At 64.1% G+C, this 22,803-nt stretch carries 22 protein-coding genes; 15 read left to right on the forward strand and 7 right to left on the reverse strand.

What is annotated here, in order from left to right; genetic code table 11:
* Window positions 1-20: 20 nt before the first annotated feature.
* The gene (locus BLT66_RS22160) at window positions 21-1,571 is read right to left on the reverse strand and encodes a malonate--CoA ligase (RefSeq protein WP_092761367.1); all 1,551 of its coding nucleotides are present in this window, start codon (window positions 1,569-1,571) and stop codon (window positions 21-23) included.
* An 87-nt stretch (window positions 1,572-1,658) separates the two neighbouring features.
* Complete coding sequence (locus BLT66_RS22165) at window positions 1,659-2,306, reverse strand: GntR family transcriptional regulator (protein ID WP_092761260.1); 648 nt, start codon at window positions 2,304-2,306, stop codon at window positions 1,659-1,661.
* 161 nt (window positions 2,307-2,467) lie between these two features.
* Between BLT66_RS22165 and BLT66_RS22170 the strand changes: the two genes are divergently transcribed.
* Genes BLT66_RS22170 through BLT66_RS22205 form a run of 8 tightly spaced genes read left to right on the forward strand, consistent with a single transcriptional unit; the run spans window position 2,468 to window position 9,477 of the window.
* A complete protein-coding gene (locus BLT66_RS22170) occupies window positions 2,468-3,478 on the forward strand; it encodes a Bug family tripartite tricarboxylate transporter substrate binding protein (RefSeq protein ID WP_092761262.1) in 1,011 nt (336 codons plus the stop codon).
* Window positions 3,479-3,488: 10 nt separating this feature from the next.
* Complete coding sequence (gene mdcA, locus BLT66_RS22175) at window positions 3,489-5,165, forward strand: malonate decarboxylase subunit alpha (protein ID WP_092761264.1); 1,677 nt, start codon at window positions 3,489-3,491, stop codon at window positions 5,163-5,165.
* A gap of 7 nt (window positions 5,166-5,172) precedes the next feature.
* Window positions 5,173-5,487 carry a malonate decarboxylase acyl carrier protein gene (mdcC, locus tag BLT66_RS22180; RefSeq protein WP_092761266.1) on the forward strand — a complete coding sequence of 105 codons (315 nt, stop codon included), beginning with the start codon at window positions 5,173-5,175 and terminating at the stop codon, window positions 5,485-5,487.
* The gene (locus tag BLT66_RS22185; RefSeq protein ID WP_092761268.1) at window positions 5,484-6,365 is read left to right on the forward strand and encodes a biotin-independent malonate decarboxylase subunit beta; all 882 of its coding nucleotides are present in this window, start codon (window positions 5,484-5,486) and stop codon (window positions 6,363-6,365) included. The genes mdcC and BLT66_RS22185 overlap by 4 nt, the downstream gene beginning before the upstream one ends.
* The gene (mdcE, locus tag BLT66_RS22190) at window positions 6,362-7,084 is read left to right on the forward strand and encodes a biotin-independent malonate decarboxylase subunit gamma (protein WP_092761270.1); all 723 of its coding nucleotides are present in this window, start codon (window positions 6,362-6,364) and stop codon (window positions 7,082-7,084) included. Before BLT66_RS22185 ends, mdcE begins: the two co-directional genes overlap by 4 nt.
* Complete coding sequence (gene mdcG / locus BLT66_RS22195) at window positions 7,065-7,724, forward strand: malonate decarboxylase holo-[acyl-carrier-protein] synthase (RefSeq protein WP_092761272.1); 660 nt, start codon at window positions 7,065-7,067, stop codon at window positions 7,722-7,724. Before mdcE ends, mdcG begins: the two co-directional genes overlap by 20 nt.
* Window positions 7,712-8,572 (forward strand): triphosphoribosyl-dephospho-CoA synthase MdcB, encoded by an 861-nt coding sequence (gene mdcB / locus BLT66_RS22200; RefSeq protein WP_092761274.1) that lies wholly within the window; start codon window positions 7,712-7,714, stop codon window positions 8,570-8,572. Before mdcG ends, mdcB begins: the two co-directional genes overlap by 13 nt.
* Window positions 8,569-9,477: an acyltransferase domain-containing protein gene (locus BLT66_RS22205; RefSeq protein ID WP_092761276.1), complete on the forward strand. Its 909-nt coding sequence runs from the start codon at window positions 8,569-8,571 to the stop codon at window positions 9,475-9,477. The genes mdcB and BLT66_RS22205 overlap by 4 nt, the downstream gene beginning before the upstream one ends.
* 41 nt (window positions 9,478-9,518) lie before the next feature.
* Here BLT66_RS22205 and lgt read toward each other — a convergent pair whose 3' ends face one another.
* Complete coding sequence (gene lgt, locus BLT66_RS22210; RefSeq protein WP_092761278.1) at window positions 9,519-10,331, reverse strand: prolipoprotein diacylglyceryl transferase; 813 nt, start codon at window positions 10,329-10,331, stop codon at window positions 9,519-9,521.
* Between the two features lie 75 nt (window positions 10,332-10,406).
* On the opposite strand from lgt, the gene BLT66_RS22215 reads away from it, so the two are divergent.
* From BLT66_RS22215 to BLT66_RS22225, 3 genes are all read left to right on the forward strand, one after another.
* The gene (locus BLT66_RS22215; RefSeq protein WP_092761280.1) at window positions 10,407-12,752 is read left to right on the forward strand and encodes an AAA family ATPase; all 2,346 of its coding nucleotides are present in this window, start codon (window positions 10,407-10,409) and stop codon (window positions 12,750-12,752) included.
* Between the two features lie 2 nt (window positions 12,753-12,754).
* Entirely contained in the window at window positions 12,755-13,153 is a 399-nt protein-coding gene (locus tag BLT66_RS22220; RefSeq protein WP_092761282.1) for a hypothetical protein, read from the forward strand.
* Window positions 13,154-13,266: 113 nt separating this feature from the next.
* Complete coding sequence (locus BLT66_RS22225) at window positions 13,267-14,115, forward strand: DUF3750 domain-containing protein (protein ID WP_092761284.1); 849 nt, start codon at window positions 13,267-13,269, stop codon at window positions 14,113-14,115.
* A 75-nt stretch (window positions 14,116-14,190) separates the two neighbouring features.
* On the opposite strand, the gene BLT66_RS22230 is transcribed toward BLT66_RS22225, so the two are convergent.
* Window positions 14,191-15,096, reverse strand: a complete 906-nt coding sequence (locus tag BLT66_RS22230; protein WP_092761286.1) for a LysR family transcriptional regulator — start codon at window positions 15,094-15,096, stop codon at window positions 14,191-14,193.
* Between the two features lie 108 nt (window positions 15,097-15,204).
* On the opposite strand from BLT66_RS22230, the gene ilvD reads away from it, so the two are divergent.
* Window positions 15,205-16,899, forward strand: a complete 1,695-nt coding sequence (gene ilvD, locus BLT66_RS22235) for a dihydroxy-acid dehydratase (RefSeq protein WP_092761288.1) — start codon at window positions 15,205-15,207, stop codon at window positions 16,897-16,899.
* 65 nt (window positions 16,900-16,964) lie between these two features.
* Here ilvD and BLT66_RS22240 read toward each other — a convergent pair whose 3' ends face one another.
* Window positions 16,965-17,207, reverse strand: coding sequence for a TIGR04438 family Trp-rich protein (locus BLT66_RS22240; protein ID WP_092761290.1), 243 nt, complete (start codon window positions 17,205-17,207; stop codon window positions 16,965-16,967).
* A gap of 86 nt (window positions 17,208-17,293) precedes the next feature.
* Between BLT66_RS22240 and BLT66_RS22245 the strand changes: the two genes are divergently transcribed.
* Window positions 17,294-17,599 carry a c-type cytochrome gene (locus BLT66_RS22245; RefSeq protein ID WP_092761292.1) on the forward strand — a complete coding sequence of 102 codons (306 nt, stop codon included), beginning with the start codon at window positions 17,294-17,296 and terminating at the stop codon, window positions 17,597-17,599.
* A 116-nt stretch (window positions 17,600-17,715) separates the two neighbouring features.
* Here BLT66_RS22245 and acs read toward each other — a convergent pair whose 3' ends face one another.
* Entirely contained in the window at window positions 17,716-19,713 is a 1,998-nt protein-coding gene (gene acs / locus BLT66_RS22250) for an acetate--CoA ligase (RefSeq protein WP_092761294.1), read from the reverse strand.
* A gap of 144 nt (window positions 19,714-19,857) precedes the next feature.
* Between acs and BLT66_RS22255 the strand changes: the two genes are divergently transcribed.
* Entirely contained in the window at window positions 19,858-20,460 is a 603-nt protein-coding gene (locus BLT66_RS22255) for a TIGR00645 family protein (RefSeq protein WP_092761296.1), read from the forward strand.
* A gap of 12 nt (window positions 20,461-20,472) precedes the next feature.
* Here BLT66_RS22255 and BLT66_RS22260 read toward each other — a convergent pair whose 3' ends face one another.
* Complete coding sequence (locus tag BLT66_RS22260) at window positions 20,473-21,570, reverse strand: ABC transporter substrate-binding protein (protein WP_255407040.1); 1,098 nt, start codon at window positions 21,568-21,570, stop codon at window positions 20,473-20,475.
* A 330-nt stretch (window positions 21,571-21,900) separates the two neighbouring features.
* Here BLT66_RS22260 and BLT66_RS22265 point away from each other — a divergent pair, with 330 nt between their 5' ends.
* On the forward strand, window positions 21,901-22,713 hold the full coding sequence (locus BLT66_RS22265) for a transporter substrate-binding domain-containing protein (protein ID WP_176955138.1): 813 nt from the start codon (window positions 21,901-21,903) through the stop codon (window positions 22,711-22,713).
* The last annotated feature ends 90 nt before the right edge of the window (window positions 22,714-22,803 follow it).

Below are 22,803 nucleotides of genomic sequence, written 5' to 3' on the forward strand. Positions count from 1 at the left end.
CCGGTGCAACTCAAGACGGATTACCCGAACATTCCCTGGAATTGGGTGCGCAGCAGATTCTTCTGCACCTTGCCCATGGCATTGCGTGGCAAGGCGTCCACCACGGCGCAGTGCTTGGGTATCTTGAAGTTGGCCAACTGGGTTTTCAGATGCGCCAGAATCTGTACGGCATCCAACGGCGCACCACCCTGGGCGATCACCACCGCTACCCCTACTTCGCCGAAATCGGGATGCGGCACGCCCACCACCGCACTCTCGGCCACGCCGGGCAGGTCGTTGATCACGGATTCGATCTCAGCCGGATAGACGTTGTAGCCGCCGCTGATAATCAGGTCTTTGCTACGGCCCACAATGGTGACATAACCGCGCGCGTCCACCAGCCCCAGGTCGCCGGTCTTGAAGAATCCGTCGGCCGTGAACTCTTCGGCAGTTTTCTCAGGCATGCGCCAATAGCCTTTGAACACATTGGCACCTTGCACCTGGATACCGCCGATTTCGCCCGTCGGCAGCGCTTGGCCTGCATCGTCCACCACCCGCAATTGCACGCCCGGCAAAGGGAAGCCTACCGTGCCGCCGCGGCGCTCGCCGTCCGCCGGCAGATAGGGGTTGGAGGTCAGCATGGCGGTCTCGCTCATGCCGTAGCGCTCCAAGATGGTGTGGCCCGTACGCTCCTGCCAGGTTTTGAAAGTTTCGATCAGCAAGGGCGCAGAACCAGCAATGAACAAGCGCATATTGCGCACCGCCTGTGGCGTCAGCCCCGGCTCTTGCAACAGACGCACATACAAGGTGGGCACGCCCATGAACACCGTGGCCTCGGGCAGCTTTTCAATCACTTTGCGCGGGTCGAATTTGGCCATCCACAGCATCTTGCTGCCGTTCAATAGCGCCCCATGGATGGCTACAAACAGCCCATGCACATGGAAGATCGGCAAGACATGCATGAGCACGTCGCCGGGCACCCAGCCCCAGTATTCCTTCAAGGTGCGCGCGTTGCTCAGCAGGTTGCCGTGCGTCAGCATGGCCCCCTTGCTGCGGCCCGTAGTGCCACTGGTATACAGGATGGCAGCCAGATCGTCTGCGCCCAGCGGCACCACCGCATGCTGGTCGCTGTGGTGGGCCGCACGGTCCAGCAAAGAGCCGGTGCGGTCATCGTTGAGGGTAAAAACATACTGGCAGCCCGCCATGAAGGCGATTTTGCTGACCCAACCAAAGTTGGCGCTGCTGCACACCACCACCGCCGGTTCGGCATTGCCGATGAAGTAACTGATCTCGCCCGACTGGTAAGCGGTATTGAACGGCAAGAACACATAGCCCGCGCGCAGCGCAGCCAGGTACAACAGCATGGCTTCGACGGACTTCTCCACCTGCACCGCGATGCGGGCACCCAGGGGCAAACCCAGCGAAAGCAATAAATTGGCCAGCATGGCGCTGCCGCGCTCCAGGTCCTGCCAGGAATACAAAAGCGGCTGGCCCTGTGCGTCCGTGGTTTCTACCGCGGTGGCGTTCAAGTCGGCGGGAAACGCCGCGCGCAGGGCGGCAAACAAATTGTGGTTGGCGTGGGCTTCGGTCATGGTGGGCAAATCAAAATTCAGCGGGAGTGTATGGGCTCTTGCACCCTACCCGCCAAAACCGCCACTGAACCCCACCCAAGGACTTGCCTACTTCAGTGCTTCCAGTGAAGCCACCAGATCGGCAAACCGCTCGCCCTGCACCACGATGTGGTCGCGCAAAGCCACCGCGGCTGCATCGCCATCGCCCGCCAGGATCGCCTGCACCACCGCCGCGTGCTCTGAAAACGAAACATCCAGGCGACCACGCACCCGCAGCTGCAAGCGCCGGTAGGGGCGCAGCCGGCGGTGCAAGGACATGGCCTCTTCCTGCAGAAAGCCGTTGTGGCTGCCGCTGTAGATCGCCATATGGAAGCGCTCGTTGCCATAAAAGTAGGCATCGCTATCGGCCGCTGCCCGGGCAGCTTCGCAAGCGCCGTGGGCTTCTACCAGCCCCTGGCGCTCGGCTGCGTCCATGCGCCGGGCGGCCAGACGACCGCACATGGCCTCCACCTCGCCCATCACTTCAAACATTTCAATCAGGCGGATCGGGCTAGGGCTCTTGACCAGCGCGCCACGCCGCGGTCGAATGTCGATCAGACCCTCGGCCGACAGCAACAGCAGTGCCTCGCGGATCGGCGTGCGTGATACGCCGTATCGCTCCACCAGCATGGCCTCGTCCAGCGCACTGCCGGGCGGCAATTCACCCGTCGCAATTTGCTCCTCGATCTTCTCGCGCAGCTGCTCAGAAATTTTCATGCTGGAATTTTCCCACCGAAGCCAGGGCTCAGGGTATGCCCTGACTGTTTTAAGTACTTTTTAAATGATTTAATAAATACATTAAAAGCCAATAAAAATTTATTGCCAAGCATTTTTTGGCAAAATCTACCCCGCTAGCCCAGCCACCAGGAGACTGCACCATGACCCGTTCATTTGCCTCATGCGCCCCACACGCCCCACTTTCTCGCAGGAGCGCGCTGACTGCCGTTGCGGCCGGGCTGTTGCCCTGGTCTATTCCCAGCCATGCCGACACCAACTGGCCGGCCAAGCCGGTGACCCTGGTGGTGCCGTTTCCAGCCGGTGGTGGAACCGATGCATTTGCCCGCCCCTTGTCGGCCCAGTTCGCCAAAATTGTCGGCAAGCCGCTGATCATCGACAACCGGGGTGGCGCAGGCGGCACCCTGGGCGCCAGCATCGCCGCCAAGGCTGCGCCCGATGGCTACAACTATTTCATGGGTGCGGTGCACCACGCGATTGCGCCGTCGATGTACCCAAAGCTCGATTACGACATCGAAAAAGACTTCATCCCGCTAGCCTTGCTGGCCAATGTGCCGCAGGTGCTGGTGGTCAACCCCAAGAAGCTGCCCGGCGACTTCAAGGCCTTCATGGATTTTGTCCGCAAGAATCCGGGCAAGCTGAACTACGGCTCGGCCGGCGCCGGCACCTCGCACCACCTGGCGGGCGAACTGTTCAAGCTGCAAACCAAGACCTTCATCACCCACATCCCCTACCGCGGCGCAGGCCCGGCCCTGCAGGACCTGATTGGCGGCAACGTGGACATGATGTTCGACGGCCTGGGCTCCAGCGCCACACACATCAAGGGCGGCCGCATCAAGGCCTTGATGGTCTCGGGCAGCAAGCGCAACCCCGGCTTCCCCGACGTACCCTGCGCAGCCGAGCTCGGGCTGCCCGAATACACCGTCACCACCTGGTACGGCCTGTGGGCGCCCAAGGGCACGCCCGCCGACATCCAGAAACACATGCTCGACCAGATACGCCAGATCGGCCAGTCCGAGGAAATTAAGGCCATCTGGGCTGGCAACGGCGCCGAGTTCGGCAACCTGACACCCGAACAGTTTGCGGCCTTTGTCAGCTCTGAGGTCAAGCGCTGGGCCACCGTTGTCAAAGCCTCGGGCGCCAAGCTGGACTGATAACACCGCCATGCCCGCATCTCCCAAAATCTGGAACACCCAGGCTGCAAGCCGTGCGCAGCGCCTGCAGCAGGCGCGCCAAACGCTGGGCCCGGCCCTGTCGGGCAAGGTAGCGCAGGCCAGCGACGCGGTGCGCTTGTTGAGCGCAGTGATTGCCAGCGGCGACCGCGTCTGCCTGGAGGGCAACAACCAGAAGCAGGCCGATTTCCTGGCCAAGACCCTGACCCAGCTGAACCCCGCGCAGATACACGATCTGCACATGGTGCAGTCCGTGCTGGCCCTCCCCGAGCACCTGGATGTGTTTGAGCTGGGCATTGCCAGCAAGCTGGACTTCTCTTTTTCCGGTCCGCAGGCCGGCCGCCTGGCCAAGCTGGTCGCCGCCGGGCAGATCCAGATCGGCGCCATCCATACCTACTTGGAGCTGTTCAGCCGCTACTTTGTCGATCTGACGCCGCGCATCTCCCTGGTCGCCGCCCACTCGGCCGATGCCCAAGGCAACCTCTACACCGGCCCAAACACCGAAGACACGCCAGCCATCGTCGAGGCCACGGCCTTCAAGAGCGGCATCGTCATCGCCCAGGTGAATGAGCTGGTGGACAAAGTCCCACGCGTGGATATTCCAGGCGACTGGGTGGACTTTGTGATCGTCGCCCCCACGCCGAATGTGATCGAGCCGCTGTTCACCCGCGACCCCGCACAAATCAGCGAGATCCAGGTGCTGATGGCCATGATGGCGATCAAGGGCATCTACGCCGAGTACGGCGTGCAGCGCCTGAACCACGGCATCGGCTTCGACACCGCTGCCATCGAGCTGCTGCTGCCCACCTACGCCGAGTCGCTGGGCCTGAAGGGCAAGATCTGCAAGCACTGGGCGCTGAACCCGCACCCGGCGCTGATCCCGGCCATCGAGGCCGGCTGGGTCGAATCGGTGCACTCCTTCGGCTCCGAGCTGGGCATGGAAAACTATGTGCGCGCCCGGCCCGACGTTTTCTTTACCGGCGCCGACGGTGCGCTGCGCAGCAACCGCGCCTTCAGCCAGGCCGCCGGCCACTATGCCTGCGACATGTTCATAGGCTCAACCCTGCAGATCGACCTGAACGGCCATAGCTCCACCGCCACCCAGGGCCGGATTGCCGGCTTCGGCGGCGCGCCCAACATGGGCGCGGACGCCCGCGGCCGCCGCCACGCCACCCCGGCCTGGCTGAAAGCCGGTGCCCAGGCCCGGGCCGGCCGTGGCGGTGTGGCCGCTATGCCGCGCGGCCAAAAGCTGGTGGTGCAGATCGTGGAAACCTTCCGCGAACACATGCAGCCCGCCTTTGTGGAAACACTGGACGCCTGGAAGCTGGCCGAACAGGCGAAGATGGAAATCCCGCCGGTGATGATTTACGGCGACGACCTGACCCACATCCTGACCGAGGAAGGCATTGCCAACCTGCTGCTGTGCCGCACCGACGAAGAGCGCGAACAGGCAATCCGCGGCGTGGCCGGCTACACCCCCATCGGCCTGGGCCGCGACCGCCGCATGGTCGAAAACCTGCGCGACCGCGGCATCGTCCAGCGCGCCGAAGACCTGCAGATCGACAAGCGCGACGCCACCCGCGACCTGCTGGCCGCCCGCTCGATGCGCGACCTGGTGCGCGCCTCCGGCAGTCTGTACGACCCACCCGAACGCTTCAGAAACTGGTAGCACGCTGATGGAAAAACTCCACTACACCTTCGCCGGCAGCCACGCACCCAGCATCACCACCCCGGTGCTGGTCGGCGTCGTCGGCTCCGGCAACCTTGAAGTGCTGGTCGAAGCCGCCCCCGGCAGCGGCCAGTGCGCGCTGCATATCGACACCTCGGCCCGCGGCTTCGGCCCGATCTGGCAGGCGGTGGCACAAGACTTCCACCAGCGCCACCAGCTGGCCGATGTGCGCATCTCGGTCAACGACATGGGCGCGACCCCGGCCGTGGTCAGCCTGCGCCTCGACCAGGCCGTGGCCGAACTCAAGGGAGCCACGCCATGAGCAGCAGCTTTTCAGAATCCACCGCCCGCAAGCGGGTGCTAGGCATCCTGGACGCTGGCACGTTTGCCGAAATCCTGGGTCCGGCGCAGCGCGTCACCAGCCCGCACCTGGCTTTGCTGGACGTACCCGCAGCGTTTGACGACGGCGTGGTGGTCGGCAGCGGCCGGCTGGATGGCCAAGCCGTGTTGATCGCCGCCCAGGAAGGTGAATTCATGGGCGGCGGCGTGGGCGAGGTGCATGGCGCCAAACTGGTCGGTCTGTTCCAGCGCGCGGTAGACCAGCGGCCGGCCGCGGTACTGCTGCTGGCCGAATCCGGCGGAGTGCGCCTGCACGAGGCCAACGCCGGCTTGATCGCGGTGTCGGAAGTGATGCGCGCCCTGCTGGACGTACGCGCTGCGGGTATTCCGGTCATCGTGCTGATAGGCGGCGCCAATGGCTGCTTTGGCGGCATGGGTCTGGTGGCGCGCTGCGCCGACCGCATCGTCATGAGTGACGTGGCCCGCCTGGCCATGTCCGGCCCGGAGGTGATCGAAGCCTCGCACGGCGCCGAAGAATTCGATTCGCGCGACCGCGCCCTGGTCTGGCGCACCACCGGTGGCAAGCACCGCTACCTGAGCGGCGACTGCGATGCCCTGGCCGACGACAGTATGGCGGCCTTCCGCCAGGCCGCCATCGATAGCCTGGGTAACCTGGGTAGGGCCCGTCCGTTGACGCTGGAGAGCCTGGAGCAAGAACACACCGAGCTGTCCGAGCGCCTGCGGCTGGACGGCAACAGCCGCGATGCACTGCAGATCTGGGCCCGCCTGGGCGTTCCCCAGCCCGACAAGGTGGCCGACATGGAAGCGGCCGAGCTGCGCGCCTGGAAGGAAGCCGTATGAATATCGACACCTTGCTCAACGCCCTGTTCGGCAGCCAGCACCAGGTACAGCGCAATGGCGATTTTCTGGCCGGAGATGCCAGCCTCGACGGCCAGACCCTGCGTGTCATCGGCACCACCGAGCACGCCCCCATCGGCGTGGAACTTGCACTGGCCCAGGCCCGCGAAGTGCTCGATGTCGTGCGCAACCACCCCGGCCAGACCATCTTGCTGCTGATCGACACCCAGGGCCAGCGCCTGCGCCACCGCGACGAGCTGCTGGCCATCAACCGCTACATGGCGCACCTGGGCTGCTGCATCGAACTGGCGCGCCGACAAGGCCATGCGGTGATCGGCCTGATCTACGACCAGGCGCTGTCGGGCGGCTTCATCACCTCGGGGCTGATGGCCGATGCCTGCTACGCCCTGCCCGAGGCCGAAATCCGCGTAATGCGCCTGCCGGCCATGGCCCGCATCACCAAGATTGACGAGGCACGGCTGACCGAGCTGTCGCAGTCCAACCCGGTATTCGCGCCCGGCGTGGACAACTACGTCGCCATGGGCGCCGTACGCAGCCTGTGGACCGGCGACCTGCAAGCCCAGCTGCGCCAGGCCCTGCTGGATGCACGCAGCGACAACGCCAGCCATGACCGGCGCGCAGCCGACGGCGCAGCCCGTGGCGGCCGCAAACTGTCGGCCCAGGTGAGCGCGCAGGTACGCCATGCGGGCACTGCAGCGTAACCAACTGGTCTGGCTGCACGAAGCGGCCTGGGCAGGCTTGGCGGCCCGCCAATGGATGGAGGCGGAACGCACCACCCTCGCCCATTGGCAGCAGCACCGGCTGCCGCTGGTGGTGTGCCGCCAGGCACCATGCACACCCACGCAGCGCATCTCGGTAGGACTGGCCGCACCGCGGACCTGGGCCGCCAACAAGCTGGCGCTAGACCTGGCGCCCGAGGACATACAAGCCCACGGCGACTTCCCTACTCTGCAGCAAATCGCCCACGGAACCGCATGGCAGCACGCAGCGCAAGCCTTGGCGGATGCGCTCGGCGTCACGGCCCATGTGTATGGCTCCTACGGTTGGCAACACCTGAGCGGGCTAGGCTATGTGCATGCCGAGTCTGACATCGATCTGAGCCTGCAGGTGCCAGACATGGACAGCGCCCAGACCATGGCGACGCAACTGGAGTCCGCCCAGCTGCCCATGCGCATAGACGGTGAACTGGTTTTTGCCGGCGGCCACGCGGTGGCCTGGCGTGAATATGCACGCCTGCTGCAGGGCCGAACCCGCAGCGTGATGGTCAAAAGCCGCCACAGCCTGCAGCTTGCCGATCTGCCCGCGCTGCAGGCGCTCACGGAGGCGACATGTACGAACTAGCCTCTATCGGCCAGCAAGCGGTACGCGCGCTGTACCTGGAGCTGGCCCTGGAGCCCAAGCCCGGCCTGGTATCGCTACGCGACAACGGCAGCCACCAGGACATGACTGCGCAGACCTTTGTGCGCAGCCTGTTCGCGCTGCGCCACTACTTCGTGCAGATGGCCCATGCAGGCGCAGCCCAGCAGCCGTTTTCCGTACTGGAAACTCTGGGTCTGCAGGCCGAGGTCCGCATGCTGCGCGCCACCGGTGGCATCAATACCCACCGCGGCGCCATCTTTGCATTAGGCCTGTTGTGCGCCAGCGCCGGCAGCCTGCAGGCCCAACACATCCCCAACAGCCCACAAGCCTTGCGCACGGCGCTGTCCACCCATTGGGGTCCGGCCTTGCGCAGCCGAGCCGAGCGCGCGCACCAGCGCACACCTACTACCAACGGCCAGCGCGCGGCACAGCGCTACCAGCTGCGCAGCGCCGGCGATGAAGCCGCCGACGCCTTTCCCACCCTGTTCGAAACCACCCTGCCCGCGCTGCAAGCCGCCTACGCCCAGGGCCTGGCCGACCGGGCCGCGCGCATCCAGGCCTTCTTTGCCACCATGGCCTGCCTGGACGACACGAATATGGTGCACCGCGGCGGCATGGACGGCTTGCACTTTGGCCAGCAGGCAGCCCGCCGGTTCTTGGCCGCCGGTGGCGCCGCCCGGCCCGACTGGCTGGAACATGCGCGTGCCCTGCATGCGGCCTTTGTGGCGCGGCGGCTGTCGCCCGGCGGCTCGGCCGACCTGCTGGCCTGCGCCTGCTGGGTGCAGCAACTCAGCGTGTCGGCAGCCCAGCCACAAGCTTGTCTGACATGAGCTATGCCCTGCTGTTCCCCGGCCAGGGCAGCCAGCATCCAGACATGCTGCCGTGGCTGGATACGCATGCGGCCGCCCAGCCGGCTCTGCAGCACATGGCCCAAGCGATAGGCGCAGACTGGCGCGCCCGCCTGCAAGACCCCGACTTTCTGCATGCCAACGCCATCGCCCAGCCGCTAGTCACCGGCACGGCCCTGGCTGCCTGGGCTGTGCTGCAGCCGCTGTTGAAGACGGCGCCGGCCATCGTCGCAGGCTATAGCGTGGGCGAGCTACCGGCGTTTGCCTGCGCCGGAGTGTTCGACATTGCGGCTGCTCTGGGCTTGGCGACCCTGCGTGCGGCGGCCATGGACCGCGCGGGTGCGGGCGCAGTGACCGGCTTGCTGTCGGTATCGGGCCTGCCGGCGGATCAGGTCGCTCCGCCGCTGGAATGCGCGATCCGCCTCGGACCCACGCACCATATTTTTGGCGCCCGCCGCGCCGACCTGGAAGCCGCCGAGCCGCTGCTGACCGCCGCCGGCGCCCAGTGCAAATGGCTGGAGGTAAGGCTGGCCTCGCATTCGTCGTGGATGACCGCAGCCAGCACCGAGGTGGCGGCGCTGTTGCAGAACATGCCGCTGGCCGTACCCGATTGCCCAGTAGCCACCAATTTCAGCGGCAACGCCACGCGACGGGTCGAGGTGCTGCGCCACGACCTGGCCCAGCAAATCTCGCACACGGTGGAATGGGCGGCCTGCATGGAGGCCGTCACCGAACGCGGGGTGCGCTGCGTGCTGGAGCTGGGCGCCGGCCACGCACTGGCCAAGCTATGGGCGCAGCGCTTTCCCGAGATACCGGTGCGCTCGCTGGAAGACTTTCGCTCGCCCGAGGCCGTGACCGCCTGGGCACAGCGCCACGCTACAGATTAAATAGCTGCTAGCGCAGGTGGAATATGTGCCAGAGCCTGTTTTTATACTGAAGTCTTCCGCTGGCCAAACCACCACCACAGACCGGCTCCGCCCAGAATCATCGGCACGCACAGCCACTGGCCCATGCTCATGCCCAGCGACAACAGACCCAGGAAGGCATCGGGCTCACGGAAGAACTCGGCGATGAAGCGGAACACGCCGTAACCGAACATGAACGCCGCGGCCACCTGGCCCTGGGCGCGCTCCTTGCGCGCATACAGCCAGAGCAAAATAAACAGCAACAAGCCCTCCAGCAGGAACTGGTAGACCTGCGACGGGTGCCGCGGCAGCGGTCCACCGTCGCGGAACACCATGCCCCAGGGCAGATCGGGCGAGCTCAGCCGGCCCCAGAGTTCGCCGTTGATGAAGTTGCCGACACGCCCGGCGGCCAGGCCGGTGGGCACGCAAGGCGCCACAAAGTCGGCCACCTGCCAGAACGGCTTTTTGCGCGAATGGGCGAACCAGAACATCGAGCCAATCACGCCTAGCAGCCCGCCGTGGAAGGACATGCCGCCCTGCCACACATAGAACACCTCCAGCGGATGGCTGGCGTAGTAGCCGGGCTTGTAGAACAGGCAGTAGCCAATGCGCCCGCCGAGCACCACGCCCATCACGCCGAGAAACAGAATGTCTTCCACGTCCTTGGTGGCCCAGGCTTGGGCGCCCCCCATGCGGGCATAGGGCGGGTGGCGCAAGCGGCGCGTGCCCAGGAACATGAACAACGCAAATGCGGCCAGATAGGTCAAGCCGTACCAGTGGACGGCCAGTGGGCCGATTTGCAGGGCGATGGGATTGATTTCGGGGTGGATCAGCATGGCGGGTATTGTGCCCGCAGCCCTCACCACGCCCGGCGCTGCGCATAATGTTTACACAATTCCTTTGAGGAGCCCATGCAGCAAACCGCAGACGTCACAGGCGATGGGAACACCGTGGTGCAGATCGCGGGCGACCACAACACGGTGGTACTGGGCCGGGTCTTTCTAACGCTCACGCGGTTTGACAACCAGCGCCGCACCTCCCATCTGCTGAATGCCCTGTCGCCCTACTCCCGCTCCACCCGCTTGCGGGGCCGGGACGACGAACTGGCCAGCCTGCGCGCCTTTCTGAGCAGCCCAAAACCGATCAGCGTCCGTGTGGTGGTGGGCGGCGGTGGCAGCGGCAAGACCCGGCTGGCGCTGGAACTCTGCGACCAGATGCAGGCAGAGGGCTGGAATGCCGGCTTCGCCACCAGCACCGAGGCCGACCGCTTCCTCCAAGGCCAAAACCTCAGCGCCTGGGGCTGGCAAAAACCCACCCTGGTAGTGATGGACTATGCCGCCGCCAAAGCCCAGGCACTGGGCCAGTGGCTGGACGAGCTGGCCGACCGCAGCGCCGCCACGCCGTATCCGCTGCGGATTCTGCTGCTGGAGCGCAGTGCCGACCCGGGCTCCGGCTGGTGGACCGGCGTCTTTGGCGGAGGCTGGCGCGCCCTGGACAAACTCGCCTTGCTGGACCCCGCCGTACCCGTACCGATCCGCCCGCTGGCTACACAAGAGCACCGCGTGGCTTTGCTGCAAGACATGCTGGGCATCGCCAGCCCCGATACGCCTGTCGCGCTGCCGCTGCACGACCCGGTGTTCAACCAGCAGCTGATGCAGCTCAGCTGGGGCGGTGACCCCTTGTTCCTGATGCTGGCCGCTATGGCCATGGTGAGCCAAGGCCACCGTGCCCTGACCCTGAGCCGCACCGACCTGGCGGATGTGGTGGCCCAAGGTGAAATCGACCGTATCGCCAAACTGGCCCGCGCCCACGGCTTGACGCCCGACCTCGTGCTGCACCTCGCCGCCTGCGCCACCCTGGCCCAAGGCCTGCCGCGCCCCACCTTCATCCCCTTCGCCGCCGCCGAGCAGCAGGCCACCGGCTGGACCCAACCCGACGCTCCCGCCGCCCTGTTCAAACTGCTGCAGCAGGCCCTGCCCCACACCCAGGGCATCGCCCCGGTTATCCCCGACATGGTGGGCGAAGCGCTGCTGGTGCGGCTGCTGCAGGGCGACGAAGGCCGCGAAGCGGTGCTACGCTGCTACGCCGCCTTTGGGCACCGGGTGGCGGAAACGGTGATCCGCTGTGTGCAGGACTTTGCCGGGGTGGGCCACTGGCTGGACGCCATCGTCGAGCAGGCCGGGCACGATGGCCCCGCGCTGGAAGCCCTGGCGGCCAGCCTGCCCCAGGACAGTCTGGCACTGGGTGCGGTCAATCTGCGCGTGGCCCAGCGGGTGCAGGCGCTGGACGCCCGCGCGGGCGAAAACAACCCGGCGCACAGCGCACAGGTTCTGGCCCGGCTGGCGGTGGCGCAAGGCCATATGGGGCTGTACGAGACTGCGGTGCAAACAGCACAGCAGGTGGTGGACTACCTGCGCGCACGGGCCACGCCCGACGCCAGAATGCACTGCCTGGATCTGGGGGAAGCGCTGCACAACCTGGCCCTGCTGCAGATCGACCTGGGCCAGCACTCCTCGGCCTTGGCGTCGGCCAGCGAGGCGGTATCCATCTGCCGGACGCTCCTGGTGGAGCAGCCCCATGCGCTCCAGCCAGGCCTGGCCGCATCGCTCAATACCCTGTGCATCGCGCACAGTGCCCTGGGCCAAGCGGAGCCCGCCTTGCAAGCCGCCTTGGAATCGGTCGACTTGCACCAGGCCCTGGCGGCGGAGGAACCGGCTACTTTTGCCCCCGACCTGGCCATGGCACTCAGCAACCTGGCCAGCGCTTACGGCGACAGCTTTCAGCTCAAGCCCAGCCTGGACACCGCAACCGAAGTGGTGGACATGTACCGCATGCTGGCAGCGCAGCAGCCCGACGTCTACCCGCAATACCTCGCCGCCGCGCTGAACAACCTTGCCAACCGGCAACGGGATCAGGGCAAGGCAGAGTCGTCCATGCAGTCAGCACAACAGGCGGTGGACATATACCGCCGTCTCGCGGCCCAGCGCCCCGGTGTATTTACGCTGCGCCTGGCCACCGCACTGGCGGTACTGGCCACGTGCCGCCGCCATGGCCTCGGTGCAGCCGCCGCACTCGCCGTGGCGCATGAAGCGCTTCGGACCCTGCACCCGGTCTACCTTCAGCGCCCCCTGGCCCACGCGCAGCTCATGCAAACCATCCAGCGCGACTACGCCGACCTGTGCAGAGACTGCGGCCAGACACCGGACGCAGAACTACTACAACCAGCCCCCCTTGAACCACCACTCCCCCAGGACTAACCATGCTCGACCCCAGCACCCTCACCACCCTGGCCAGCGCCACCGTTGCCCTGCTTTCACCCTTGATCGGCAAAGCCTTTGAAAAAGGCGCCGAAGAAGCCGGCAAAGGCGCGGCAGGCCTGCTGGTCGAACGCTTGAAAACCCGGCTCGGCAGCACCCGCGCCAAAGACGCACTAGCGGACGTAGCGCAACAACCCGCGGATGCCGACAGCCAGGCGGCATTGCGTGTGCAGCTCAAAAAAGCGGTCGAGGCCGAGCCCGCGCTAGCGGACTTTTTGCAGCAGTGGCTGGAAGAGGCGCGCAAGCAGGCAGCGGTTACCGGCATCACGCAAACCGCCACGGTGACGGGGAACCACAACCAAACGGTGCAGATCGCCGGGTCGGGCAACTCGGTGGGTTGATCCCCAGCTGGTGTGCCAGTGCGGCTCAACAGATCCACAGCAAGCCCAAGACCTGAAAAAAAGGAGGAGCCCGCTGCATGCCCGGGATATTCCCGCAGGGGCATACTCGCGCCATGGCGTCTGGTTCACCTCTCAACACCTCTTCCCACAACCCAACCAGCACCAGCTGGCGCTGGCTACGCTGGCCGCTACGGCTGTTGGGCCTTGTGCTGCTATTGCTGCTCGGCCCGATTGGCGTACTGGCCTCGGGCACGCTCGATATGCAAACGCCCTGGCAACAGACCAGCCACAGCAGCACCGGCCAGGCGCCCGACCCTGCGCTGGAACGCCGCGCGGTAGTGCAGGTCTATGGCGCGCGCACCGTGCGCTGGCGTGGCGCTTTCGGCATCCACCCCTGGATCGCGGTCAAGCGCGCTGGCGCAGACCACTACACCAGCTACCAGATCGTGGGTTGGCGCGCAGGCAACGGCAACGACGTGCTGGTCACCAGCACCGGCACCCATCCCGACACCCAATGGTATGGCGCCTATCCGCAGTTGCTGGCGGACCACCGCGGCGCCGGCGTGGACGACATGATCGACGATATCGAAGAGGCCATCGCCGCCTACCCCTGGGGCCATGAGTACCGGCTCTGGCCGGGACCGAACAGCAACACCTTCGTCGCCTGGGTCGCGCGCCACGTGCCCGCGCTGCGCCTGGACCTGCCGCCCACCGCCATCGGCAAAGACTATCTGGGACCGAACACCTTCGTCGACCATGCCCCCAGCGGCACGGGTTGGCAGCTGTCCGTGTTGGGCCTGGCCGGGGTGACGGTGGCGCGTGAAGAAGGCCTGGAGCTGAACCTGCTCGGCCTGGGCTTCGGCGTCGATGTGAACGACCTGAAGCTGCGGCTGCCGGGCTTCGGCAAACTGCCCTCAAGCCCGCAGCAGACTACGGCCAAAGACATCGGAACGGGCGTTTAGGACAGCATCGATATAAGTAAAAAGTACCTCTGGCGCTTATTCTTCCAGCGGAAGCAGCTATAAAAAGCAGAGCAATCAAGCCTGCTGCACAAACTCCACAAAGCGCTGCAACGCCGGGCTGGCATCTGCTGCCGACCAGACCAGGCTGGTCTCACAACCCGGCAGAGCCGCACCGCGTTTGCCGGCCACCACGCTGCGGTACACCACGCCCGGCCGCTGGAACTGCGTGACGCTTTGCGGCACCCAGGCGCAGCCCAGGCCGGCGGACACCAGGTTGACGATGGTCTGCATCTGGATCGCCTCCTGCGCCACCTCGGGCAGCCGCCCGGCCGCGTGGTACACGCCAAAGATCGCGTCGTACAGCGAGGGCACGATGCGGCGCGGGAAGATCACCAGCGGCTGGTCCAGCACGGCGGCCAGGCTCAGGCTGGGCAAGGCAGCCAAGGGGTTTTGCTCTGGCAAAGCCAGCACCAGCGGCTCTTGGCTGACCACATGGCGCTCCAGACCCAACGGCGCAAAGCCGGGTGCGTGCAGCATAAAGCCCGCGTCCATTTCGCCGCGCGCAAAGGCTTCCAGCTGCACGTCGCCGGTGGCCTCGACCAGCTCCATCTGCACCTTGGGGTACAGCGCCCGAAAGCCGCGCACCCATTGCGGCAGCAGCGCGAAGCCGACGGTAGACACAAACGCCAGCCGCAAGCGGCCCAGCTCACCGGCCGCCGCCGCACGCGCATGTTCGGGCAAGGCCTGGGCGCGGGCCAGCAGGTCCAGCACCTCGGGTAGCAAGGCCCGGCCGGTGGCCGTGAGCTGCACGCTGCGCTTGGTGCGGTCGAACAGGCGCACGGCCAGCCGCTTCTCCAACTGCGCTATCGCCTGCGTCAGCGGCGGCTGGGTCATGAACAGGCGCTGGGCGGCGCGGCCAAAGTGCAGCTCGTCGGCCAGCACAGCAAACTGGTTCCACACGCGAAGTTCTATTTCATTCATATGCCACACATATTAATAAGCACTCAAAAATAGATTGGACCCGAGTTTTCGTCCGTAGCATACTCAGCGCTGCAAAAAACACCTCCCCACGACACAAAGAGACCCGCCATGGAAACCAAGCCCATCATCCTGAACCCCCGCTCGAAAAACATCACCGAAGGCAAATCGCGCGCGCCCAACCGCTCGATGTACTACGCCATGGGCTACGAAGAAGGTGACTTCAAGAAGCCCATGGTCGGCGTGGCGAACGGCCACAGCACCATCACGCCCTGCAACAGCGGCCTGCAAAAGCTTACCGACGCAGCCATCGACGCGATTGAAGCTGCGGGCGGCAATGCCCAGGTGTTCGGCACGCCGACCATCTCCGACGGCATGGCCATGGGCACCGAAGGCATGAAGTACAGCCTGGTCAGCCGCGAAGTCATCAGCGACTGCATCGAGACCAGCGTGCAAGGCCAGTGGATGGACGGCGTGCTGGTGGTCGGCGGCTGCGACAAGAACATGCCCGGCGGCCTGATGGGCATGCTGCGCGCCAATGTGCCGGCCATCTACGTGTACGGCGGCACCATCCTGCCGGGCCGCTACAAGGGCCAGGACCTGAACATCGTCAGCGTGTTCGAAGCCGTGGGCCAGAACGCCGCCGGCAATCTGAGCGACGAAGACCTGCTGGAAATCGAAAAGCGCGCCATCCCTGGCACCGGCTCCTGCGGCGGCATGTACACGGCCAACACCATGTCCAGCGCGTTTGAAGCCCTGGGCATCAGCCTGATCTACTCGTCGACCATGGCGAATCCGCACGACGAGAAGCTGAACTCGGCCCAGGAATCGGCCCGCGTGCTGATCGAAGCCATCAAGAAGGACATCAAGCCGCGCGACATCGTGACCCGCAAGTCCATCGAAAACGCCGTGGCCGTCATCATGGCCACCGGCGGCTCGACCAACGCGGTGCTGCACTTCCTGGCCATCGCCCATGCGGCTGGCGTGGAGTGGAGCATCGACGACTTCGAGCGCGTGCGCGTCAAGACCCCGGTGCTGTGCGACCTGAAGCCCAGCGGCCAGTACCTGGCAGTGGACCTGCACCGCGCGGGCGGCATTCCACAGGTCATGAAGACCCTGCTGGCCGCCGGCCTGCTGCACGGCGACTGCCTGACCATCACCGGCCAGACCGTGGCCGAAGTGCTGGCCGACATCCCGGACGTGCCACGCGCCGACCAGGACGTGATTCGCCCGATCGACCGCCCCATGTACAAGCAAGGCCACCTGGCCATCCTGAAGGGCAATCTGTCGCCCGAAGGCTGCGTGGCCAAGATCACCGGCCTGAAGAACACGGTGATGACCGGCCCGGCCCGCGTCTTCGACGACGAACAATCTGCCCTGGCCGCCATCCTGGCCGGCAAGATCGTGGCCGGCGACGTGATGGTGCTGCGCTATCTGGGCCCCAAGGGCGGCCCCGGCATGCCAGAGATGCTGGCCCCCACCGGCGCGCTGATCGGCGCCGGCCTGGGTGAAAGCGTAGGCCTGATCACCGACGGCCGCTTCTCCGGCGGCACCTGGGGCATGGTGGTCGGCCACGTGGCGCCCGAAGCCGCTGCCGGTGGCGTGATCGCCCTGGTGGAAGAAGGCGACTCCATCACCATCGACTCGCGCAAGCTGCTGCTGCAGCTGAACGTGGATGACGCAGTGATCGCCCAACGCCGCACCACCTGGAAAGCACCGGCCCCGCGCTACACCCGCGGCGTACAGGCCAAGTTTGCCTTCAACGCATCCACCGCCAGCAAGGGCGCGGTGCTCGACGCGTTCTAAGCCACGCGCCATGCAAAAAGCCCAGGGTCTTGCGACCTTGGGCTTTTTTTATGGGCGGATGCCAATCAACGTGGCTTCTTGGGTTTGAGGCCCATGGCTTCTCGGCTTTTGTCTATGCGCGCCTGCTTGCGCTGGTCTTCCTTTTGCATCACCTTGCGCTTGGTATAGCCGGTGGCATCGGCCCACCACCACCAGACCACTGCCAGGCCGAACGGCGACAGCACCACCCACCAGCTCCATTCGGCCACAGGCCCCATCGCCAGGTATTTCAACACCAGCAAGACGATTCCGATTCCTAAAAACAGCATGTTGGCCTCCAGCCTGCGACGGCCAGCCCGGTCTGCGTCGCTCTATAAAATGACATCGGTTCACTGTACCCCAACCCACGAAACAAATGATGCGACTTCTGTTGACTTTGGCTTTGGCCAGCACCGCCATCCTGCCCGCCCAGGCGGACCAGGCACTGGCAACGGCCAAGAGCTGCATGGCCTGCCACACCATCGACAGCAAGCGCGTCGGCCCGGCTTTCAAAGAGGTGGCCAACAAATACCGGGATGACAAAGGCGCGGTCGACCGGCTGGCGCTAAAGATCCGCCAGGGCGGCGCGGGCGCCTGGGGCCCGGTGGCCATGCCGGCCAACGCCCAGGTGAACGAAGCCGACGCCAAGAAACTGGCGGCCTGGGTGCTGTCGCTGAAGTAAGCCCGCCCACGCAAAGCAAAAAGCCCGCTGATATTCAGCGGGCTTTTTTAATAGTCTTTTAGGCCTCTAGCGCTTATACAACCAGCACCAGCAGCTATATTAAATATAGCACTCCATCAATAAGCCTGGCCCAGCTGGCCCAGGATTGCCGGGTTCTCCAAGGTGGAGGTGTCTTGCGTCACCTCTTCGCCCTTGGCCAGGCTGCGCAGCAGGCGGCGCATGATCTTGCCGCTGCGGGTTTTCGGCAGGTTGTCGCCAAAGCGGATGTCCTTGGGCTTGGCAATCGGGCCGATTTCCTTGGCCACCCAGGCACGCAGCTCGTTGGCGATCTGCTTGGCTTCGTCGCCGCTGGGACGGCCGCGCTTCAGCACCACAAACGCGCAAATGGCTTCGCCGGTCAGGTCGTCGGGGCGACCCACCACCGCCGCCTCGGCCACCAGTGCGGTGTGCGACACCAAAGCCGATTCAATCTCCATCGTGCCCATGCGGTGGCCCGACACATTCAGCACGTCGTCGATACGGCCGGTGATGCGGAAGTAGCCACGGTCGGCACTTCGCACCGCGCCGTCGCCAGCCAGGTAGATCTTGCCGCCCATTTCTTCCGGGAAGTAGCTCTTCTTGAAGCGCTCGGGGTCGTTCCAGATGGTGCGGATCATGCTGGGCCACGGGCGCTTGACGACCAGCAAGCCGCCCGTGCCGTTCGGGATGTCGGTACCCACCTCATCGACGATGGCCGCCATGATGCCGGGCAGCGGCAAGGTGCAGCTACCAGGTACCAGTGGCGTGGCGCCAGGCATGGGCGACATCATGTGGCCGCCGGTTTCGGTCTGCCAGAAGGTGTCGACGATGGGGCAGCGCTCGTGGCCGACGTTCTTGTAGTACCACATCCAGGCTTCGGGGTTGATGGGCTCGCCCACCGAGCCAAGGATGCGCAGGCTGCTCAGGTCGGAGCGGTCGGGATGTACCGCGGCGTCGGACTCGGCTGCCTTGATCAGCGAACGGATGGCCGTGGGCGCGGTGTAGAAAATCGTGCACTTGTGGCGCTCGATCATCTGCCAGAAACGGCCAGCGTTCGGGAAGGTGGGAATGCCTTCAAAGATGATCTGGGTCGCCCCGGCCGCCAGCGGACCGTAAGCCACATAGGTGTGGCCGGTGATCCAGCCGATGTCGGCAGTGCACCAGAAGATGTCTTCCGGGCGCAGATCGAAGGTCCAGTCCATGGTCAGCTTGGCCCACAGCAGGTAGCCACCGGTGCTGTGCTGCACGCCCTTGGGCTTGCCGGTGGAACCCGAGGTGTAGAGGATGAACAGCGGATGCTCGGCACCCACGGCCACCGGAGGGCAGTCGCTGCTCTGGCCGGCAATGGCTTCGGTAAAGGTCTTGTCGCGGCCGGCCACCATGGCGCAGGCGGTGGCGGTGCGCTGGTAGACGAACACCGTCTTGATCGACTCGCAGCCACCCATGGCGATGCCTTCGTCGACGATGGCCTTGAGTGGCAGTTCCTTGCCGCCGCGCATCTGGTAGTTGGCGGTGATCACCGCCACGGCGCCAGCGTCGATGATGCGTTCGTTCAAGGCCTTGGCCGAAAAGCCGCCGAACACCACGCTGTGGGTCGCGCCAATCCGGGCGCAGGCTTGCATGGCGATCACGCCCTCCAGCGTCATGGGCATGTAGACCAGCACGCGGTCGCCCTTCTGGATGCCCGCGGCCTTGAGCGCATTGGCGAACTGGCTGACCTGGGTGAGCAGCTCGCGGTAGGTAGTCTTTTTGACACTGCCGTCGTCGGCTTCGAAGATCACGGCGGTCTTGTGCTCGGTCGGCGTGCCCATGTGCTTGTCCAGGCAGTTGGCCGAGGCGTTCAGCTCGCCGTCGGCAAACCACTGGTAGAACGGGGCATTGGATTCGTCCAGGGTCTGGGTGAAGGGCTTGTTCCACTGCAGGTTTTCGCGGGCCAGACGGCTCCAGAAGCCTTCGAAGTCCCGCTCGGCCTCGGCGCACAGGGCGTTGTAACCATCCATGCCGGAGATGCGGGCCGCTTTGACCGCTGCCTCGCTGGGCGGGAACACGCGGTTCTCAATCAACACGGACTCGATGGCAGAGCTGGGGCTGGTCATGGTTTTGTCTCCTCAATGGGTAGTTTGGATAGCGCTGGACGGTAATGTCGATGCTGGCTCTTACACGCCGCTGACTTGTAGAAAGCCTACAAACGCCTAATCCTACAATCCGGCATCCCAGTTACCAACTTACGCGCTAAAAAAATGTCCGACCCCACCCATTCCAAACCCGCTCCCATCCGTCCTTTGGCGGGCTTTATTTTTGCCAGCCGCTGGTTGCAACTACCGCTGTACCTGGGACTGATCGCCGCCCAGGCTGTGTATGTGGTGCATTTTTTGGTCGAACTGCTGCATCTGGTGGAAGCCGCTTTTGGCAACCAGGCAGCCCTGCAGGCACTGGTCAGCAGCATTGGCTACAAAGCCTCGGTAGCCCCTGAGGCGCTGACGGAAACCATCATCATGCTGGTGGTGCTGGCACTGATCGACGTGGTGATGATTTCCAACCTGCTGATCATGGTGATTGTGGGCGGCTACGAGACTTTTGTGAGCCGGATGAACCTGGACGGCCACCCCGACCAGCCCGAATGGCTGAGCCATGTGAATGCCTCGGTGCTGAAGGTAAAGCTGGCCACCGCCATCATCGGCATATCGTCGATCCACCTGCTCAAGACCTTTATCAACGCAGCCAACTACGATGAAAAGGTGCTGATGTGGCAGACCATCATCCACGTTGCGTTCCTGTTCAGCGCACTGGCCATCGCCTACACCGATAAGCTGCTGACGGCCACCCACAACGCCCGCCACTAAGCCACTAACTAACTAGCGCGCGCTGACCAGCTTTCCGTCGAGGATTTCGGTCAAAAACACCAGATCGCTGGCCTGGTGGTTGTCTTCCGACAGCTGAATGGGCAAGCCCCCCAGGTCGGCCGAGCGCATCGATTCCAGGCTGGCCACCAAGGCCTTGCGTGTGGGTTTGGGGCCGGCTTTTTCCAGCGCCCGCACCAGCAGCCGCGCACTGATGCAGGCCTCGAAAGTGATGAAGGTCATTTGCTTACCGCTCTGGCGCTGCAGCGCGGCCCGGCAATCGCGGGCGATGGGCAACTCGCTCTCGTTGGGCAAAGGCACAACCTGCGAGATCAGCATGCCTTGGCCATCCACCCCCAATTGCTCCATCAAGCGCTCGGTTCCCACCACCGACACCGTGGCGAATTGCGGGCGCAAACCGGTTGCCCGCACCTGTTTGATGAATGCGGCCACCGGTGTGTAGTGGCCGGCCAGCACAATCGCATCGGGTTGCTGTTCCACCATGGTGGACAAGGCCATACGGATCGCCACGGTATTGCGTTGGAAGCTGCCGGCAGCATGCACCACTGCACCGCGCTTGAGCAAGGCGCTATCCACACCTGACAACACAGCCAGACCAAAGCCGTCGTTCTGGTACACCACGGCAACCTTCTTCGCCCCCTTTTCCAGCAGCCGGGCCACGATTGCCTCGGTCTCGTCCTGGTAGGAGGCCCGTAAATTGAAGACACGGCGCAAGATCGGCTGCCGCAAGCCGTAAGAGCCCGAGATCACCCCGATCAAAGGCACGTCATGCTCGTCGATCAAGGGCAGCACGGCATTCACAGTCGGCGTACCGGTGTAGCCAAACAAAGCCAGCACCTGCTCGTCTTGAACCATCTGCTGGGTTTTTTCCAGCGTCTGCTCGGGCTCATAGGCGTCGTCAGCGACCTGCAGCACAATCTTGCGACCATGCACACCGCCTTTGGCATTGATTTCATTGAAGACCGCCTGGGCGCCGGTCAGCATGGCCTGGCCCAACTCGGCCACAGGCCCGGTTTGTGCGTTCACCATGCCGATGCGGATATCGGCCTTGCTGTCGATAGACTGCGCCAGCACGCTGGAAGCAACGTCCAAACACAACCACACGGGCAACACAAAAAGCCACTTGGTACTACGAATCAACCGCTTGTAGCCAGCCATAGCGTCATCTTTCATGTTGGTTTGCCTCAGCCGTCAGCCCAAGATAATAAATCGATAAAACGTATATAAATCACACTGAAATTTACTCAAAACAAAACATAATCAAGTTTGATGATGAATTTAGGTTAACCCCATAGCATGGCGCCCAAAGTTATTAAAAAATGGAATGTTTTGCAGAATCTCGGACGAGTATTGCGTAATACGTGGGTCGCCATATTCTTTTGGAATTTCCTGGTATCTGCACACGCCACCGATGAGACCTTGGTGCGGATTGCGCAAACAGGGCGCATCGTGCTGGGCGTCAACGACAACCTCATGCCCCTGAGTTACCTGGATGCCTCGGGCGCTCCCATCGGCTACCACATGGATGTCTGCCTGCGGCTGGTAGCCGCCATCCGGCAACGCTTTGATTTGCCGCGGCTCAAGGTGGTGACCGTACCCACCACTCTGTCCACCCGGTTCGCACTGTTGGACAACCGCTCCATCGACATCGAATGTGGCAGCAACGCGGTCAATATTTCGTCGCTAAAGCAAGCACTGCTGACGCACGCCACCATGGTGTCGGAAATCCGCGTGATGGCGCTGGCCGACAACAAAGACCTGAGCCTGGCGACCCTGGGCGGCAAGTCTGTGGGCGTGGAAGCTGGCGGCACCGCAGCGCCCGCGCTGCGCACACTGACCCGCAGCAGCCCACTCAAGGTAAAAGAAGTCTTCGGCCGCTTCGCATCGGACACCTTTGGACTTCTGGAATCAGGGCGGGTGGATGCGGTGGCGCTGGCCACGCCCTACATGCTGGCGCAGCGCGCACTCTCCCCGGCATCTGAACGCTATGTACTGCTGGACGGGGTGTTGCGTACCGACCCGATTGCACTGATGTTCCGCTTGCAGGATGAAAACCTGCACGCACTGGCCAACGAAGTGCTGGCCGGAATGATGAAGAGCGGCGAAATGCAGCGCCTCTACGACAAGTGGTTTTTACAACCTATACCCGGTTTACCCGAAGCGGTAGGCGTGCCCCTCCCCCCCAAGTTGCGCGCCTTATTCGATAATCCGGGCAGTGAAATGCTAGGAATATAAAGTAAAAAAACCACCCACTTTTTTAATCAACAATTACCGATAAAAATCAAAATTAAATACCCGTTACAGTTGTAAGGAATGATATTCCAC

The sequence above is a fragment of the Rhodoferax sp. OV413 genome, from assembly GCF_900104385.1.
Lineage (GTDB): Bacteria > Pseudomonadota > Gammaproteobacteria > Burkholderiales > Burkholderiaceae_C > Rhodoferax_B.

Bases quoted from the DNA above. Each gene is read 5' to 3' on its own strand.
- BLT66_RS22160 (WP_092761367.1), bottom strand. From the start codon at position 1,571: ATGACCGAAGCCCACGCCAACCACAATTTGTTTGCCGCCCTGCGCGCG.
- BLT66_RS22165 (WP_092761260.1), bottom strand. From the start codon at position 2,306: ATGAAAATTTCTGAGCAGCTGCGCGAGAAGATCGAGGAGCAAATTGCG.
- BLT66_RS22170 (WP_092761262.1), top strand. From the start codon at position 2,468: ATGACCCGTTCATTTGCCTCATGCGCCCCACACGCCCCACTTTCTCGC.
- mdcA (WP_092761264.1), top strand. From the start codon at position 3,489: ATGCCCGCATCTCCCAAAATCTGGAACACCCAGGCTGCAAGCCGTGCG.
- mdcC (WP_092761266.1), top strand. From the start codon at position 5,173: ATGGAAAAACTCCACTACACCTTCGCCGGCAGCCACGCACCCAGCATC.
- BLT66_RS22185 (WP_092761268.1), top strand. From the start codon at position 5,484: ATGAGCAGCAGCTTTTCAGAATCCACCGCCCGCAAGCGGGTGCTAGGC.
- mdcE (WP_092761270.1), top strand. From the start codon at position 6,362: ATGAATATCGACACCTTGCTCAACGCCCTGTTCGGCAGCCAGCACCAG.
- mdcG (WP_092761272.1), top strand. From the start codon at position 7,065: ATGCGGGCACTGCAGCGTAACCAACTGGTCTGGCTGCACGAAGCGGCC.
- mdcB (WP_092761274.1), top strand. From the start codon at position 7,712: ATGTACGAACTAGCCTCTATCGGCCAGCAAGCGGTACGCGCGCTGTAC.
- BLT66_RS22205 (WP_092761276.1), top strand. From the start codon at position 8,569: ATGAGCTATGCCCTGCTGTTCCCCGGCCAGGGCAGCCAGCATCCAGAC.
- lgt (WP_092761278.1), bottom strand. From the start codon at position 10,331: ATGCTGATCCACCCCGAAATCAATCCCATCGCCCTGCAAATCGGCCCA.
- BLT66_RS22215 (WP_092761280.1), top strand. From the start codon at position 10,407: ATGCAGCAAACCGCAGACGTCACAGGCGATGGGAACACCGTGGTGCAG.
- BLT66_RS22220 (WP_092761282.1), top strand. From the start codon at position 12,755: ATGCTCGACCCCAGCACCCTCACCACCCTGGCCAGCGCCACCGTTGCC.
- BLT66_RS22225 (WP_092761284.1), top strand. From the start codon at position 13,267: ATGGCGTCTGGTTCACCTCTCAACACCTCTTCCCACAACCCAACCAGC.
- BLT66_RS22230 (WP_092761286.1), bottom strand. From the start codon at position 15,096: ATGAATGAAATAGAACTTCGCGTGTGGAACCAGTTTGCTGTGCTGGCC.
- ilvD (WP_092761288.1), top strand. From the start codon at position 15,205: ATGGAAACCAAGCCCATCATCCTGAACCCCCGCTCGAAAAACATCACC.
- BLT66_RS22240 (WP_092761290.1), bottom strand. From the start codon at position 17,207: ATGCTGTTTTTAGGAATCGGAATCGTCTTGCTGGTGTTGAAATACCTG.
- BLT66_RS22245 (WP_092761292.1), top strand. From the start codon at position 17,294: ATGATGCGACTTCTGTTGACTTTGGCTTTGGCCAGCACCGCCATCCTG.
- acs (WP_092761294.1), bottom strand. From the start codon at position 19,713: ATGACCAGCCCCAGCTCTGCCATCGAGTCCGTGTTGATTGAGAACCGC.
- BLT66_RS22255 (WP_092761296.1), top strand. From the start codon at position 19,858: ATGTCCGACCCCACCCATTCCAAACCCGCTCCCATCCGTCCTTTGGCG.